The organism is Longimicrobium sp. (assembly GCF_035474595.1).
Taxonomy (GTDB): domain Bacteria; phylum Gemmatimonadota; class Gemmatimonadetes; order Longimicrobiales; family Longimicrobiaceae; genus Longimicrobium.
On sequence record NZ_DATIND010000154.1, the window covers coordinates 1 to 15,616 of the forward strand.

At 70.8% G+C, this 15,616-nt stretch carries 12 protein-coding genes; 4 read left to right on the forward strand and 8 right to left on the reverse strand.

What is annotated here, in order from left to right; all coding sequences use genetic code 11:
* Positions 1 to 250: 250 nt before the first annotated feature.
* The 4 genes from VLK66_RS26260 to VLK66_RS26275 form a co-directional block, all read right to left on the reverse strand.
* Positions 251 to 2,335, reverse strand: a complete 2,085-nt coding sequence (locus VLK66_RS26260; RefSeq protein ID WP_325312477.1) for a M13 family metallopeptidase — start codon at positions 2,333 to 2,335, stop codon at positions 251 to 253.
* 110 nt (positions 2,336 to 2,445) lie between these two features.
* The gene (locus tag VLK66_RS26265) at positions 2,446 to 3,024 is read right to left on the reverse strand and encodes a DUF3862 domain-containing protein (RefSeq protein WP_325312478.1); all 579 of its coding nucleotides are present in this window, start codon (positions 3,022 to 3,024) and stop codon (positions 2,446 to 2,448) included.
* Positions 3,021 to 3,326, reverse strand: coding sequence for a hypothetical protein (locus VLK66_RS26270; protein ID WP_325312479.1), 306 nt, complete (start codon positions 3,324 to 3,326; stop codon positions 3,021 to 3,023). Before VLK66_RS26270 ends, VLK66_RS26265 begins: the two co-directional genes overlap by 4 nt.
* A 56-nt stretch (positions 3,327 to 3,382) precedes the next feature.
* Complete coding sequence (locus tag VLK66_RS26275; protein ID WP_325312480.1) at positions 3,383 to 3,763, reverse strand: VOC family protein; 381 nt, start codon at positions 3,761 to 3,763, stop codon at positions 3,383 to 3,385.
* A 123-nt stretch (positions 3,764 to 3,886) separates the two neighbouring features.
* Between VLK66_RS26275 and VLK66_RS26280 the strand changes: the two genes are divergently transcribed.
* The gene (locus VLK66_RS26280) at positions 3,887 to 5,521 is read left to right on the forward strand and encodes an ABC transporter substrate-binding protein (RefSeq protein ID WP_325312481.1); all 1,635 of its coding nucleotides are present in this window, start codon (positions 3,887 to 3,889) and stop codon (positions 5,519 to 5,521) included.
* 335 nt (positions 5,522 to 5,856) lie between these two features.
* Here VLK66_RS26280 and VLK66_RS26285 read toward each other — a convergent pair whose 3' ends face one another.
* Positions 5,857 to 8,121 (reverse strand): methyltransferase domain-containing protein, encoded by a 2,265-nt coding sequence (locus VLK66_RS26285; protein WP_325312482.1) that lies wholly within the window; start codon positions 8,119 to 8,121, stop codon positions 5,857 to 5,859.
* Positions 8,122 to 8,514: 393 nt separating this feature from the next.
* Positions 8,515 to 10,854 carry a TonB-dependent receptor gene (locus VLK66_RS26290; RefSeq protein WP_325312483.1) on the reverse strand — a complete coding sequence of 780 codons (2,340 nt, stop codon included), beginning with the start codon at positions 10,852 to 10,854 and terminating at the stop codon, positions 8,515 to 8,517.
* Between the two features lie 321 nt (positions 10,855 to 11,175).
* Here VLK66_RS26290 and VLK66_RS26295 point away from each other — a divergent pair, with 321 nt between their 5' ends.
* The 3 genes from VLK66_RS26295 to VLK66_RS26305 all read left to right on the forward strand — a co-directional run bounded on the left by VLK66_RS26295 (position 11,176) and on the right by VLK66_RS26305 (position 13,318).
* The gene (locus tag VLK66_RS26295; RefSeq protein ID WP_325312484.1) at positions 11,176 to 11,346 is read left to right on the forward strand and encodes a hypothetical protein; all 171 of its coding nucleotides are present in this window, start codon (positions 11,176 to 11,178) and stop codon (positions 11,344 to 11,346) included.
* A 491-nt stretch (positions 11,347 to 11,837) separates the two neighbouring features.
* On the forward strand, positions 11,838 to 13,115 hold the full coding sequence (locus tag VLK66_RS26300) for a radical SAM protein (protein WP_325312485.1): 1,278 nt from the start codon (positions 11,838 to 11,840) through the stop codon (positions 13,113 to 13,115).
* Entirely contained in the window at positions 13,112 to 13,318 is a 207-nt protein-coding gene (locus VLK66_RS26305) for a hypothetical protein (RefSeq protein ID WP_325312486.1), read from the forward strand. Before VLK66_RS26300 ends, VLK66_RS26305 begins: the two co-directional genes overlap by 4 nt.
* 281 nt (positions 13,319 to 13,599) lie before the next feature.
* On the opposite strand, the gene VLK66_RS26310 is transcribed toward VLK66_RS26305, so the two are convergent.
* The gene (locus tag VLK66_RS26310; protein ID WP_325312487.1) at positions 13,600 to 14,148 is read right to left on the reverse strand and encodes a hypothetical protein; all 549 of its coding nucleotides are present in this window, start codon (positions 14,146 to 14,148) and stop codon (positions 13,600 to 13,602) included.
* Positions 14,149 to 14,804: 656 nt separating this feature from the next.
* Positions 14,805 to 15,518 carry an MIP/aquaporin family protein gene (locus VLK66_RS26315; RefSeq protein ID WP_325312488.1) on the reverse strand — a complete coding sequence of 238 codons (714 nt, stop codon included), beginning with the start codon at positions 15,516 to 15,518 and terminating at the stop codon, positions 14,805 to 14,807.
* Positions 15,519 to 15,616: the final 98 nt, after the last annotated feature.

Here is a 15,616-nt window from a genome sequence, read left to right on the forward strand (position 1 = left end):
AAAGTCGCAGCAACAACTACGGGAAGCCTCGCAAACTGCGCGAGGCTGTTCGGCTCGGCAGCCGGTTCCGCTCTGGAGGGCGCCTCCCCCTTTCATCCATCGTGGTCGCGCGAAGCGCGGTGTTCGACTCAGGATGACGTCCACGGGATGGGGCGAAAAGCCTGCTCTCCCGTAGATTCGGCATGAGAATCAGCCCGCCACCGGGGGTGCCGGTGGCGGGCTGATTCGCTTCATCCATCTGCCGAAAACGCTACCAGATCTGCGCGACGGCGCTGGCGGGGCGCACCATGGCATCTCCGGGCTTGCAGCCGAACGCCTGCGCGAACTGCGGCATGTTGGAGAGCGGCCCGTTCACCCGCCACTCCTCGGGCGAGTGCGGGTCGACGGTGACGCGGTTGCGCAGCGACTCGGGGCGGTTGTGCTGGCGGAAGCTCTGCGCGTAGGCCAGGAAGAAGCGCTGCTCCGGCGTGAACCCGTCGATCAGCCCCGGCCGGCCGTGCCGCTCCAGCGCCCGCTGCAGCGCGTCGAAGGCGGTGAGCGCGCCGCCGTAGTCGGCGATGTTCTCGCCCATCGTCAGCCGGCCGTTCACGTGGAAGGTGTCGACCTGGATGTACCCGCCGTACTGCGCCGCCATGAGGTCGGCCTGTTGGGCGAAGTGCGCCGAGTCGGCCGCGGTCCACCAGTCGCGCAGGTTGCCGCGCGCGTCGTAGTGGCGCCCCTCGTCGTCGAAGCCGTGCGTGAGCTCGTGCCCGGCCCAGCTCCCGCCCAGCGAGCCGTAGTTGGCGGCGTCGTCGGCGTTGGGGTCGAAGGTCTGCGGCACCAGCGCACCCGCGGGGAACACCATCTCGTTCTTGGTGGGATCGTAGTAGGCGTTCACCGTGGGCACGGTCATGTCCCACTCGGTCGTGTCCACCGGCATCCCCGGGCGGTTCACGCGGCGCTGCCACTCGAAGCGGTTGGCGGCGAACGAGTTCAGCACGAACGGCCCCTCGGCCACCTGCAGCCGCGCGTAGTCGCGCCACTGCTCGGGGTAGCCCACCTTCTCGCCCATCTGCGCCAGCTTGGCCAGCGCCTGCGTGCGGGTGGCCTCGCTCATCCAGCCCAGGTTGCGCAGCCGCGCCGCGAAGGCGTCGCGGATGTCGTCGATCACCTGCCTGGCCTTCGCCCGCGCCTCGGGGGGGAAGGTGCGCTGCACGTAGGCCTGCCCCAGCGCCTCGCCCATGTCGGCGTCGGTCGCGCGCAGGCAGCGCTTCCAGCGCGGGAGGAGCTGCCTGGCGCCGGTGAAGCGCGAGCTGAACGCGAAGTTCTCCTGCACGAACGGCGTGCTGAGCCAGGGCGCCGCGTCGGAGAGCACGTGGTAGCGCAGGTACGCACGCCAGTCGCGCACCGGCACCGTGGCCAGCAGCTCGGAGACGCGGCGCATGAACGCGGGCTCGGCCACGTTCACGTTGGCCACGGGCCGGGTGAGGCCGATCCCCGCGAAGTACGCCGTCCAGTTCACGCTGGGGGTGATGGAGCGCAGCTGCGCCAGCGTCATCGGGTGGTCGGTGGCCGACGGCTCACGGCGGGCCACGCGGGTGAGCGACGCCTTCGCCATCTCCGTCTCCAGCGCCATCACCCGCTGTGCGTCGGCGCGTGCCTCGGCCTCGGGCGTGCCGGCCAGGACGAACAGCCTCGCGACGTGGTCCACGTAGGCGCGGCGGAGCGAGTCCGCGGATGCGCCCTGGTTGGTGTAGTAGTCGCGGTCGGGAAGGCCCAGCCCGCCGGCGTAGAACTGCGCCAGGTAGTGCGCGGCGTCGTGCGGGGCCACGTCGGGGGCGTAGCGGAAGAGCATGTTTACCCCCTCGGCCTGCAGCGCCGCCACCTGCGCCAGCACCGCGGCCCGCGTCTGTGCCGCGGCGATGCGCGCGAGCATGGGGCGCACCGGGTCCAGCCCGGCGCGCTCGGCGGTGGTGGAGTCCATGCAGCTGGCGTAGTACGTCCCCAGCTTGCGCTCCGTGCTGCCGGCGGGGAGCGTGGCGCGGCGCCGGGCCGCGTCGTCGAGCACCGCGCGCACCACCAGCTCGTTGCGCTCCTGCATGTCGCGCCCCACGCCCGACGACGAGTACGCGGCGGGGATGGTGTCGTTCTTCAGCCAGCTGCCGGTGGCGAACTGGAAGAAGTTGGAGCACGCCTTCACGGTGGTGTCGACCATCGCGGGATCGACCACCTTCAGCGGCGCCAGCTGCGTCGCGGGCACCTGCGCGCGCGCCGCCTGCGCCGCCAGCGCGGAGGCGGCCACGAGCGCGAGGGCGAGCGCGCGGCGGCGGGTGGGATTGGGGTTCGGCATCGACATGTGCGCGTCTGTGAACATGCGTGTGGGGCGGATGCGCCGAACGTAGCCCGCAAGCGGGAGCGGGTCAACGGAAATGGGACGAACCGTCGAGCTATCGCTCAAACCAGGAGCTATGGTAGACCGAACTGCGCCTTCTGGATCAGTTTCCCATTCTGGAACATCGCATTCATGTTCGAACCGTTGGAGTTCGTCCAGGAATACATGACTGTTCGGTATCCAGCTATGCTGCTGGCGCTTAGCTGGTCACCTGGTGCTCCGATGATGCCGACGACCTGCTGGTAGGTCATGCCATCCTGGATCATGGCGAACTCGGCAGCTGTTACGACGGGTGGAGGAGCACCAAACGACTGAGGAAGCACCGCCCGTCCGGACTGATCCGCAACTGAGAATAACCCGCTCGTCCACATGATCACGCCGAAGATCACGAGAAATAGCAACGCCTTGACAAGTCCACTGCTATTCTTGGTTTCACCAGACGACTGTGAACGCGAAGCACTCGTGGCCCCCAACTCTCGCCCGCAATGTTTGCAAACGATCGCTGCATCCTGAATCTGTTCTGCGCAAAATGGGCACGTCTTCATAGGATTGAAGAGGTTGGGGGTAAGCGGCTGGTGGAGTCTGCGCGAGAAAACGCGGGCGGCGGCTGATCGCCGGGATGAGCAGCCGCGCCACGAACGCGTGGAGATCACCCCTCGATCGTATAGATCTCGCGGCGGCCGGACTCGACCAGGTCGTGGTAGCCCTCCATGATCCTGGCGAACTCCTGCGCGTCGGGATCGTCGGCGCCGGGGCCCATCTTCATGAACTCCTCCATGCTCGCGACCTCCATCTCCGACACCAGCGTCCAGTAGCGCTCGCCGCTGAGGTCGGTCATTACGCGCATCTTCCCCCATCCCTTCTGCTCGCCCAGCTTGGCCATCGCGAGGAACTTCTCGACCAGCGGCCGCACCTTGCCGGGCTTGCAGTACATGATCTCGCGGATGAGCAGCATGGCGCACCTCCGGGGGGATGAGGGAGAATGGATGCCGGCTGTAAAGTTTGGAAGATTCAGCCGGCGGCGGGGATGGGCTCGCCAAAGGTGATGCGGTGCCCATCGGGGGTGCGGAGGGCGAACTCGCGCAGGCCCCACGGCTTGTCGGCGGGGTCCGAGAGGATCTGCGCCCCGCGCGCGGACACCTCCTCGTGAAGCTGGTCCACCCCTTCGACCCGCAGGTAGGCGACGTACGAGTGGTCGCCCAGCTCGCTCGCGGGCGGCTCGTCCGGGCATTCGCCCAGCATCACCTTGAAGGCGTCGCGCGAGAGGAAGCTCCAGCCGTCGGTGCCGTCACCGAAGTCGCGGCGGAACCCGAGCACGTCCACGTAGAACCGCGTGGACTCGCGCAGGTCGCGGACGGCGAGGACGAGCCGCGAATCGACGATCCGGTGCATCTCACAGCCTTCCGCGATGAAGTGTCCGGCCTGCCGACAGTCCGTCTAAGTTGACGTGGCTCGCTCGACCGGCAAGAGTTTCGATTTCACCGCCGTCCCCATCCCCCTTCCCTTCCCATCCCGATGCGGCTCCGCGATCGCGTCATCTTCCCCGCGCTCATTCTCGCCCTCGCCGCCTGCGTGGCGGACACGCGCGGGCCGCAGCGCACCGCCGCGGGCGATTCGGCGCGGTACGGGGGGACGCTGGTGATCGGGTCCACCAGCGACATCTCCGACATCAGCCCGCTGACGTGGCAGGTGCAGAACGCGCTGTACATGCAGCAGTTCGTGCTCTTCACGCCGCTCATCACCTACGACGCGAAGCTGCAGCCCGTCCCCCGGCTGGCGAAGAGCTGGGAGATCAACCGCGACACCACGCTGCTGACCTTCCATCTGCGCGACGACGTCTGGTGGCAGGACGGGGTGCGGACCAGCGCGTACGACGTGAAGTTCAGCTACGACCTCACCCGCAACCCGAAGACCGGGTACATCTACGCCGGGCTGTGGACCTTCTATGGCGATGCGGAGGCGGTGGACTCGTTCACCTTCCGCGTCCGCCTGCGCCCGCACGCCGAGTACATGGACGTGTGGCGCACCTTCGCGCCGGTGCCCGAGCACGTGCTGCGCGGCGTGCCGCCGGAGCGGATGGCGGGGCACCCGTTCGGCACGCAGCGGCCGGTCGGCAACGGCCCGTTCCGCTTCGTCTCCCGCTCGCCCGGGCAGCAGTGGGTGTTCGAGGCCAATCCCCGCTGGCCGCAGGAGCTGGGCGGCCGTCCCTACGCCGACCGCCTGGTCTACCGCGTGATCCCCGAGCCTGCGACGCTGCTGACGGAGCTGCTGACCGGCGGGGTCGATATCTATCCCGGCATGCCGCCGCCGTTCGCCGAGCGGGTGAAGGCGTCGGACCGGGCCACGCTGGTCGATTTCCCCGATCTCAGCTACGAGCAGATCACCTGGAACGAGCGCCGCCCCCCGTTCGGCGACGCGCGCGTGCGCCGGGCGATGACGATGGCGATCGACCGCGCACGGCTGGTGGACGCGGTGCGCGCCGGCTACGGGTGCGTGGCCAACTCCACCGTCGCGCCGGAGCTGTGGATGCACGACCCGCGCGCCGGCGCGGGGATGCGCCACGACACCGCCGCCGCGCGAAAGCTGCTCGCGGAGGCCGGGTTCGCCGACCGGGATGGAGACGGCGTGCTGGAGTCGGCGGACGGGCGGCCGTTCCGCTTCACGCTGAAGGTGCCGCACGGCAACCAGGAGCGCCGCGACATCGCCGAGATCGTGCAGTCCGACCTGAAGCGGATTGGCGTGGCGGTGGAGGTGCGCGAGGTGGAGTTCAACACGCTGCTGGCCCAGGCCAGCGACGCGCGGAAGCGCGACTTCGACGCGATGGTGCTGGGGTGGAAGCCCGAGTTCCACCTGGACGACTCGGACGTGTACGCGTGTGCCAAGCGCAGCCAGCCGCTGCAGTTCAGCGGCTACTGCAGCCCCGAGGCGGACCGGCTGATGGACTCGGTGCAGCTGGTGGCCGACCGCCGCGCCGCGCTCCCGCTCTGGTGGCGCTACCAGGAGCGCATCTCCGCCGACCAGCCGTCGACGCTGCTGTACTTCTCCAACCGCCTGGTCGGCATCGGCCGCCGCGTGCACGGCGTGGCCCTCGACGCCCGCGGCGACTGGGTGGGCGTCGAGCGCTGGTGGATGGACCCGCGGGCGCGGTGATGATTCCGAACCAGAGTGAGACGTCATCCTGAGGCCGGCCACACTGTCGTTTCCCTCGCACGAACGGTTGCAGGCCGAAGGATCTGTGGGCGAGGTCGCACGTGCGCTGCCGATCTCCGCGTTTCACCCGGAGAGAATCCGGAGGACCAGAACGCCCGAGAACTCACCTGGTTAGAAAGTGCGCGGGCTGGCCCCCACACCGGCGACTAAAGTCGCAGCAACAACTACGGGAAGCCTCGCAAACTGCGCGAGGCTGATCCGCTCATTCCGCGGCATCGGCGCTTACGAATCCATATGATCTGAGATCGCCACCGCCGTGCGTGTGGAGCGGGGATCTACCGGCCCAGGGCGTGGATCAGGCGGTTGGCGGCGATCAGCAGGTTCGCGCTCTCGATGGCGCCAGGGTTCGCGGCGAGATCGTCCACGTGGACGAAGCGCAGGGGCGATTCGGCGGCCGCGGCGAGATCGACCTCGGCGGCGAAGGGGTAGAGGGTCTCGGGGGTGACGCCGGGGGTGGCCAGGTACGGACCGCCCAGCTCCCACGAGCGGCGCACGCGCAGGCCGAACTCGCGGGCGACGGCCTCGGCCACCAGCGGCCCCAGCTCCCACCGGTGCGCCACCGTGGGCGGGAGCCGCCACGCCGGCGGCGCCGCGAGCGCCGAGCTCCCCGTGAAGTGCTGGACGGCCGGGAGGTCGCGGTGCTCCACGCCCACGAAGACGCCGTCCGCCGTCCTCGCCACCGGGAGCGCGACCAGCGTGTTGACGCTCAGCCGCCGCGGCACCACGTACTCGAACGGCACCGTGGCCAGCACGTTCCCCGCCCCGTCGCGCTCGGCGAAGATCCCCTCCCGCACCGCGAGGAAGCGGAGCGTGCCGTCGGTGGACGGCGCGTCGAAGGCGGCCCGGCGCTCCGGGACGAGGGCGGCGGCGCCCGCCGCGAACCCGGGCGGCGGCGTCTGCACCTCCAGATCGAGCGCGGCGCCGATCCAGGGGCCCAGGCCGCGGCCCCGCTCGCGCAGCAGGCGGTAGACGCTGATCTCCAGGCGCGCGTCGAACATCCCGCCCACGTGGCACGCCCGCAGCACCTGCGCGGCGTCCAGCTCGCGCACCGTTCCCGCCTCGCAAAAGCTCGTGTAGTTGGAGAACGGCGGGGCGTCCGCCGGACGCGGGCGGACCTGGACGAGGCGCGCCGCCACGCGCTCGTTCACCCCGCCCGGCGAGGTGAAGTAGTGGAACGGCTCGCCCAGGCGGACCACGTCCCCGGGAGCGAAGCCGGCCCGCTCCGCCAGGATGCGCAGCGCGGCGGCGTCGGGCGCCTCGTCCGGCACCACGATCGCGCTCAGGGGCTCGGTGATGTAGCCGGAGATGGACGAGCGGCTGGGCCGCGGCTGCTCCGCGCGCGCGTTGGCGATGGGGCGCGGGAAGCCTTTCTTGGCGTAGACGAAGAGCTGCCCGTTCTCCTCGAACCAGGGCACCAGGTCCACCGTCAGGTTGGGGCGCTCGACCAGCTCCATCACGTGCCCGGTTCGCGTCTCCCGGTGCCAGGTGAGCCCCAGGAACCCCGGCGCGGAGCGGTCGCTTCCGCCCGTCTCCACCAGCTCCACTCCGCCGCCCGGGCGCACCTTCTCGCCCACGATCAGGTAGTTGGTGGGCGGCGGCGGGAGCGGCCGTCCGTCCAGATCCGACAGGTGGAAGCGCCCCTCGAAGCGGTTCGCCACGATCCACGGGTTCCAGATGGGCGCGGAAACCACCACGCGCAGCCCGCGGGCGCGGAACGCCGCCTCGAACTCGGCTTGCGAGAGGTACGTGTACTCCTCCAGCAGCTCCGTGTCCCAGTCCGCGCGGTAGTCCTTGCGCAACACGAACTCGGCCGCCGCGCGCGAGGCCACCCGGTAGCGCGCGAACCCCTCGCGTGGCGATTCCAGGCGCTCGTGCGGGAGGGGCCCGCCGCGGTTCAGGCTGCTGCGCCAGTCGCGCGCGAAGCGCTCGAACAGCGCGGCGGTCGACAGCCCGGCCACGTCGCCCTCCTGCATCCCATCGCCCGAAGGCAGGTCGAGGAAAACCTCCTCGGGGCCTTCAGGCACCACGAAGTCGCGGACGATGATCACGCCGCCCGTCTTCAGCTGCGCCACCTGGTTGTCGAGCGCCGCCAGCACGCGCCCCACGTCGAAGCCGTTGAAGCTGCTCACGTGGTGGAGGACCGACGAGTCCAGGATGCCGTCCAGCGATTCGTCAGGGAAGACCTGGTCGGCGATGTCGCCCACGGCGTAGGAGAGGTTCGGCCGGCGGTAGTGCGCTTCCGACATCCGGACCGAGACGGGGTTGATGTCCACCCCCACCAGCTCCAGGCCCCCGTAGAGGCAGGCCAGGTCGTACGTCCCCCGCCCCGACCCCGACCCCATGTCGGCGATGCGGCCGCGCGCGGGAAAGTGCGCCGTGGTGAGCGCGATCTTCTGCTGCACCGACGCGTCCATCCCCGCGAAGTACGCCTCGTACGCCGCCGCGCCCCCGCGGTGCTGCTTCCCGTAGCCGCCCGCTCCGGCGCCGCCGTCCCCGCCGGTCTCCAGCTCCGGTCCGGCGGCCGGTGCCGGAACTTCCACTACCGTTTCGTCGAGACGCATGGGGGATGACGATCGAGGGGAATGGTGGGGAGATGTGAATCATGCCGCTCCACAGGAATGGGGCGCGGGAGAAGCGCGGGCAAGCCTTCTCGTCCTTTCCATCGACGCATCTCCCCCGGCATCGCCTGCAGCCTTTCCACTCGCCGGAATGCCGCCTTGCAGTCCCGGAGGGACTTTGTGCTTTTGTAGCCCGGGGTTTTCAACCCGGGGCGGTCTCGGCTGCGCCGATGCCCCGGCACCGCGGCGATGCCACGGCCGAAAGGACGTGGACCGATGCAGAAGCCGCGGCGCCCGTCCGGACGCCGCGGCTTTCTCCATCTACCGACGCAGTTTCGTACTTCCGTACTCCTCGTACTTTCGTACTTCCCCGCCTCAGATCCCCGTCGCGATGCGCAGGACGATGCTCCGCCCCGGGTCCAGCGCGAACTCCTTGTAGCGGTTCAGGAAGCTGCGGTAGGCGGTGTCCAGCGCGTTGCGGACCTGCAGGTCCACCCGGAAGCTGCGGGGGCCGAAGCGCCGCTCGAACCCGCCGCCCACGTCCAGCAGCGCGTAGCCGGCGGGCGCCAGCTCGTCCTCCGCGGCGTGCGTCTGCTTGGCGACCATCTCCACGCCGGCGGAAAGGTAGCCGCTCCCCAGGCCGAACAGGCTGCCGGGGCGGTACTCGGCCTCGGCGCGGCCGCGCGCGGGCGGGATCAGCGCCAGGTCCTCGCCCGTCCCCCGCTCCGTGCCGCGGACGTAGTCGAACACGCCGCGCAGCGTGAGCGGGCGCAGCACGCGCACCTCGGCCTGCGCCTCCACGCCGCGCAGCAGCGCGTCGGTCTGCGTGGTGCGGAACACGCGCAGGCCGCCGATGAACACGTCGGTCGGCGCGGTGACGATGAAGTCGTCGATGGCGTTGCGGAAGACGGAGACCTCCATGCGCGCCGTGGCGCCCGTCCACCGCACCCCGCCGTCGATCTCCAGCCCCTGCTCCTGCGTGAGGGTGGAATCGCCCACGTCGAAGCGTGCCTCGCCGATGCGCGGGCCGTTGGCGTACAGCTCGAAGAGCGTGGGCGCGCGCCACGAGCGGCCCACCCCCGCCGTCAGCGCCAGCCCGCGGGCCACGCCCAGCACCGCGCCCGCGTTCCACGACGCCGCGGTCCAGCTCCGCTCGTCGTCGCTGGGCAGGCCGAGCGCGGGGACGTCGTTGGCGGTGAGCCAGCGGTGGTCCACGCGCGCGCCGGCCATCAGCCGCAGCGGCCCGAAGTCGTTCTGCCACACCGCGAACGCGCCGCCCGAGGCGATGCTGGCGTCGGGCACCAGCAGCTCGGGGCCGCGCGAGTCGTTGCGCTGCGCCAGCCCCGAGACGCCGAGCGTGGCCTGGCCGTAGCCGCCGGGGGCCAGGTGCGCCAGCACGTCGGCGGTGAAGGTGTTCAGCAGCAGGTCGAACTGCACGCTCTCGTTCCCCTCCGCCTGCGCCGCGACGCCGGCGGCGACGGGGACGACCGGCTCGTCGGCCACCTCCTGCAGCACGTGGCGCTGCAGCTGCGCGCGCGTCTCGATGCGCACGCCGGGGAGCGGGAAGTTGCCGGAAAGCTGCAGCCGGTCATCCGACAGCTTCCGTTCGGGCCCGCCCTCCTCCTCTTCCTCCTCCGCGGCGGAGATGGCGCCGCGCCGGCTCGCGGCGGCGGCGTCGATGGTCACCGGCCCGTCGGCCTCGAGGAGCTTGAACTCGCCGCCATAGCGCTGGTAGCGCAGCGCCAGCGTCCCCCAGCCGCGGCTCATCCCCACCGCCGCCTCGCCGTTCACCGCGCCGAAGCCGGTGTTGGGGATCTCGCCGTCGGGCGTGTGCACGTCCTGCCCCATGCGGCCGATCACCGTCGCGCGCCAGCCGAAGCTCCCCGTCGCTCCCTCGCCGCGGGCCACCAGTCCCCCCTCCAGGTTGCCGCTGGCGAAGTACGTCTCCACGCCGCCGCGCATGAACGGGCGCCCGGAGCCGTCCGGAAGCGCCTCGGGGATCACGTTCACCACGCCGCCCACGGCGTCCGATCCGTAGAGAAGGCTGGCGGGGCCGCGGATCACCTCCACGCGCTCGGCCAGCCGCGCGTCCACCGACGGCGCGTCCTCGTCGCTCCACGAGTAGTCCTCCAGCCGCAGCCCGTCGGCCAGCACCGCCACGCGCGCCCCGAAGAGGCCGCGGATCACCGGCTTCCCCACCTGCTCGCCGGTGGTCAGCGCGCGCACGCCAGGGAGGGTGGCCAGGCTGCGCGCGAGGGAGACGGAATGCTCGCGGCGCAGGCGCTCCGGCCCCAGCGTGGACGCCGGGAGCGGCGAGCTGGAGATGAGGTCGGGAGACCGCGACGCGGTGACGGCCACCGTCTCCAGCTCGAACGTCCGCTCCTGCAGCGCCACCGTGAGGTTCGGGATGTCCTCGTGGCCGGTGATGACCCGCGTCTCGGTGGCGAACCCCGGCGCGGTGACGCGCAGCGTGTACGCGCCCGCGGGAAGCCCGCCCAGCGCGAAGCTGCCGTCGCGGCCAGTGCGGGTGCCGCGCTGCAGCTCCAGCACGGTGACCTGCGCCGCGGCAACCGGCCGCCCCAACGCGTCGGTCACGCGCCCGCGCAGCGTGTCCTGGACGGCGGCGAGGGTGGAGTTGGGGATGGAGGCCGCGTGCGGCCTGGCGGACGGCGCGGCCGCCAGCGCGGCGGCGATCAGCGGAATGGCTGTGATCATGGGGATGAAGATGTCGGTGAGCGGCGGACGGTCTGCGGAAGACTAGATCCCCGGCCCCGCGCGAGCAACCGGGCCGGCGGAGATGACCGCACCCGCCTCCGATTCTCCTTCCCGCTACGCAAACCTTGCGTTTGTCCCGGCGAGCGCCCGGATGCGACCGTTGCCGAGGTACGGGGTGTAGCTGAGACGGGGCATGAGCGCATGCTCCGGACGCTCCCTCCGCGCCAGCGCCGTCTCACTCGCTGCGGCACGCATGGATACCGGGGTGTGCACGGACGCCTTTCGGGAGCATTCCAGGAACTCCAATCTCCGGGAGAACACATGAAGAAGCTGCAGCTCGACCTCGACCAGCTCCACGTGGAGGGCTTCGTCACCGACGCTCCGCTGGATGAGCGGGGCACCGTGGAGGGGGCCCAGACCATCATCGAAGGTACGTGCGGCCCCAGCTGCCTCCCCAGCGGATGCACCTTCCACTGCACCACCGACTGCTGAGCACCTCGCCACGGGCAGGCCATGAAGAAGCAGAGCCGCGGAGAGTCGTCCGCGGCTCTGCTTCTTTTTCCGGCCGTCAGCCGGCGGTACGGCGGGAAGGATGGCCGCGTGGTCCGGAGAGGGGCGTCGGGAGAGGATCACCGGCACGAGGATGTCGATCCGGCGCGGCGCCGTTCGTCGTCTGGGTGAGAGCCGCCGCCATGGCCGCGTGAGAGATGCGCGCCCGAAGGGCCGGGACCCCGGCGGGGCGGCCGAACCGATGACGGAGCGTGGAGATGATGGTGGGGGAAAGCCGGACCCGCCGGGGGCCCGGCGCCGTTGGCAACAGTCGTATCGTTGCCTACGGCGCGCGCAGCCCGGTTTGGCGCCTCGGCGCCAAACACGCCCGAACCCCGCGGTTCCAGCCGTCGACGACGAGACACTTGCGCCGGGACGGTCTTCGCCTTTTATTCGGATACCGAACGGATTCCGAAGCGGAGAGGGAGGCGCAGATGGACGCGGACATGCCGCTGGAGCGGAAGCTGGACATCCTGATGGAGATGGCGGGCGACGACCACGAGGGCGCCGGCGGAAAGGCGCGCGTGCTGCCCCCGCGGCTGCGGCACGCGAAGGAGGTGGGCGCGCTGCGGCCGCTGAACATCCGGCAGCTGCGCACGCAGGTGGGCAAGGTGTCGCTGATGCGCATCCTGATGACCAACGCCTGCTCGTTCAACTGCCACTACTGCCCCATGCGGCGCGACCGCAGCATGCCCCGCACGCTGCTGAAGCCCGAGGAGCTGGTCCGCATCTTCCTGGAGGCGCACCGCCGCGGCTGGTGCAGCGGGCTGTTCCTGACCACGGGGATCCCCGGCCGGCCGACCAAGGTGATGGACGACCTGATCACCGTGCTGGAGCTGCTGCGGGTGAAGCACCGCTTCGCCGGGTACGTGCACGTGAAGATGGTTCCCGGCGCCGAGCCCGCGCAGATCGAGCGATTGACGGCGCTGGCCAGCCGCGTGTCGCTGAACCTGGAGGCGCCCTGCGGCAGCTCGCTCGCGCGGATCGCGCCGGAGAAGAGCCTCGACACCGCGCTGGAGTCGCTGGACCGCGCCCGCCGCCAGGTGGTCCGCGAGCGCGAGGAGAAGGCGATGGGGCGCCCGGCCGACCCGCTGCGCCCCGGCGGGACGAGCGGGATGACGATGCAGTTCGTGGTGGGCGCCACGCCCGACAGCGACCGCACGCTGGTGGGAAAGGTGACGGAGCTGTACGCGAAGGGCGGCATCCACCACGCGCACTTCAGCGCCTTCCGCCCCATCCGCGAGACGCCGATGGAGGAGGCGCCCGCCGCGCCCGCGCTGCGCGAGGTGCGGCTGTACCAGACCGACTACCTGCTGCGCCAGTACGGCTTCGGGGCGGACGAGGTGGTGTTCGACGGCAAGGGGAACCTGCCGCTGGCGAACGACCCCAAGACGACGTGGGCGCTGGCGCACCCCGAGCGCTTTCCCGTGGAGGTGCGCACCGCGCCGTACGAGGAGCTGGTGCGCGTCCCCGGCATCGGCCCCGGCGCGGCGAAGAAGCTGGTGGCCGAGCGCGGGCGCACGGTGCTGCGCTCGCTGGCCGACCTGCGCGGGCTGGGCGTGGTCACCACGCGCGCGGCGGGGTTCCTGACGCTGAACGGCCGCCGCTTCCAGGACGTGCGCTGGGCGGAGCAGCTGGGCTTCTGGGGCGCGGACGACGACACCGGCCGCCACCACTTCACCTACGACGTCAGCCCGGGGACCTTTCGATGACGCCCGGCCACCCGCTCCTCTGGCGCGACCGCGCCCGCACACAGGACACGCCGCGCGCGAGCCACCGCGCCCCCACGCTCCGCATCGTCCCCGCCGACGGCGCGCGCGGAGGCGGCGAGCGCGAGCTCCGCCGCCGCGGCGACGCCGGGCGCGAGCGGGAGTTCCATCCGTACGGGCTGATGGCGTGGTGGCCGCAGGCGTGACCGCGGCCGCTCCGGCCTCCGCGAGCGGACGCTAGGAAGAGGACTCCCCACGATAGGAGTCGAGCGCGTCCAGGGTGGCGCGCTCCGCGGCTTGCGCGTCCGCCTCGATCTCGTCGCGGCTACAACAGCACACAGTCCGCCTTCGCGCCGCCTTCGCGGACTTCATCGGTGTGGGGAGAACGGTCGTTCCGGCATCAATGTTCTCACCGCACGGAACTGCGCAAAGCGGGCCGGCGACATCGTGTCGCCGGCCCGCTATCGGTCGGTGGTGCCGGGCTCGCTCAGCCGCGAGTCTGCGCGCGGGGGCGGAACTCCTGGAAGCGGCAGCCGTCTAGCGCGACGAACACGGCGCCCGGCCTCGCGGCGCCCACGGCGGCGTAGACGGGGACGCCGGCGTAGCGCGCGAAGGGGCCCACGGTGCCCGGCGCCAGCTCGCGCGGGGCGCTGTACTTCACGTACGTGACGCCGTTCAGCTGCATCCGCTCGCCCTGGGCGAACCAGCGCGCGGCGGCGGCGTTCGGCACGGCGGGATAGGCGGTGCGCAGCGCGACGCGGTTGCCGCGCAGCACGGCCAGGGTGTCGCCCGTCTCGTCGTCGATCATCCCGAACACCTGCACCGGCCCGCTCTCCTGCGCCAGGCAGGCCGAGAAGAGCCGCTCCGCCCGCGCGCGCGGCGAGGGCGAGCCAGACGCGGGAACCGGGAGCTGCGGGGCGACGAACCCGTCCGCACGTGCGGAGCCGGCGTACACTCGGGCGGGCGATGCGGCCAGGAATGCGGGAAGAAGCAGGAGCGCGAACCCGGCCAGGTGCCGGAGATTGGGAGCTCTCATCGTGGGAAGCCTCGATTCAGGAACGGAAGAGACCTGATTTTTCAGGCCGCGCGGGAGAGCCAGGGAGCAGCTTCACTCGCACGGCGTAGCAGTGGCAGAGGTCGTGCCCTGCGTGGCTGATAGCGTAAGTGACGGATTCTCAATAAGATGGAAGATAGATCCGGGTCCGTGGAGCGATGGATCTGCTCCGGATCAATGCCGTCCGGCGCAACGATGCGTTACAGGGATGAGGATGAACGAGGACAGTTCGGGAGGAGGATGACGAGCGCCGCGATGAGTTGAGATCCCCACGGCCGCACGGATGCCGCGGGGTGGTGGCGGGCGGCTCGGCATGCGATTAGTATCGCGGATTTTTTCTGAAGAGAGTGTTGTCAGTACGCGGAGAAGCGAGGCATCACCATCCTGATGACGCAGTTGGCTGAGGCCGTTCTCGCGCGGATTCAGCGGTGCGCGGGCTGGCCCGTCACCGGCGACTGAAGTCGCAGCAACAACTACGGGAAGCCTCGCAAACTGCGCGAGGCTGATCCGCTCATTCCGCGGCATCGGCGCACACTACCTACCTCCTTTCACCCTCCCCGGACGCGCGGAACGACAACAAAAACGACCGGGCGCCGAAAAGATCGGCGCCCGGTCGTGATTTGCGGAGAGGCTCAGGCTCAGGCCTCGGAAGCGACCGCCGGCTCGTCGGCCGACTGCTTCAGGCCGGCGGGAAACGGAACCGAGACCGGCTCGAACTCCGCGGGGTGCTGCACGCGGAAGGCGGCCGCCGCCAGCGCCGCGCCCACGATGGGCCCCGCGACGTAGAACCAGACGTGCGCGACCGGGGCGCTGCCCAGCAGCGCCGTCACGATCGCCGGGCCGAGCCCGACCGCCGGGTTGAACGCGCCGCCGGAAACCGGCCCGCCCGCGAAGGCGCCCGCCATCACCGTGAGCCCGATCGCCAGGCCGAAGTACGAGTTGCCGGCCGTTTCGCGCGTGGTCGCCACGTTCAGCACCACCAGCGCCAGCGCGAAGGTGAACAGCGCCTCGACCCCGAGCACCACCGCGGCGGAAGCACCGGCCGCCGGCGCGGGAACGAAGGTCTGCCCCACGATGCCGTACACCGCCAGCGCCGCCAGCGTGGCGCCCGCGACCTGTGCCACCATGTACGCAGCCGCCTCGCCCACGGCGATCTTGCCGCGGAGGAGGACGGCCACCGTGACGGCCGGGTTGTAGTGCGCGCCCGAGATGGCACCGCCCATGTACACCATCACCATCAGCGCGGCGCCGATGGCCAGCGGCGCCAGCGGCAGCCCGGCGGTGACGGTGAGCCCGATGGTCAGCACCAGGAAGAAGGTGCCGATGACTTCCGTCAGCAGCTTGCGAGTCATGAATCCCTCGGCGGGTGAGGTTGAACGCGGCGGAGTTTATCGGATCTGCCGCTGAACTGGATTGGGGTGAGAGCGCCAAATCTATATGCGGGAGACGG

Coding starts and splice junctions, on each gene's coding strand:
- VLK66_RS26275 (WP_325312480.1), bottom strand. CDS start 3,763: ATGCACCGGATCGTCGATTCGCGGCTCGTCCTCGCCGTCCGCGACCTG.
- VLK66_RS26295 (WP_325312484.1), top strand. CDS start 11,176: ATGAAGAAGCTGCAGCTCGACCTCGACCAGCTCCACGTGGAGGGCTTC.
- VLK66_RS26280 (WP_325312481.1), top strand. CDS start 3,887: ATGCGGCTCCGCGATCGCGTCATCTTCCCCGCGCTCATTCTCGCCCTC.
- VLK66_RS26305 (WP_325312486.1), top strand. CDS start 13,112: ATGACGCCCGGCCACCCGCTCCTCTGGCGCGACCGCGCCCGCACACAG.
- VLK66_RS26310 (WP_325312487.1), bottom strand. CDS start 14,148: ATGAGAGCTCCCAATCTCCGGCACCTGGCCGGGTTCGCGCTCCTGCTT.
- VLK66_RS26260 (WP_325312477.1), bottom strand. CDS start 2,335: ATGTCGATGCCGAACCCCAATCCCACCCGCCGCCGCGCGCTCGCCCTC.
- VLK66_RS26315 (WP_325312488.1), bottom strand. CDS start 15,518: ATGACTCGCAAGCTGCTGACGGAAGTCATCGGCACCTTCTTCCTGGTG.
- VLK66_RS26270 (WP_325312479.1), bottom strand. CDS start 3,326: ATGCTGCTCATCCGCGAGATCATGTACTGCAAGCCCGGCAAGGTGCGG.
- VLK66_RS26300 (WP_325312485.1), top strand. CDS start 11,838: ATGGACGCGGACATGCCGCTGGAGCGGAAGCTGGACATCCTGATGGAG.
- VLK66_RS26290 (WP_325312483.1), bottom strand. CDS start 10,854: ATGATCACAGCCATTCCGCTGATCGCCGCCGCGCTGGCGGCCGCGCCG.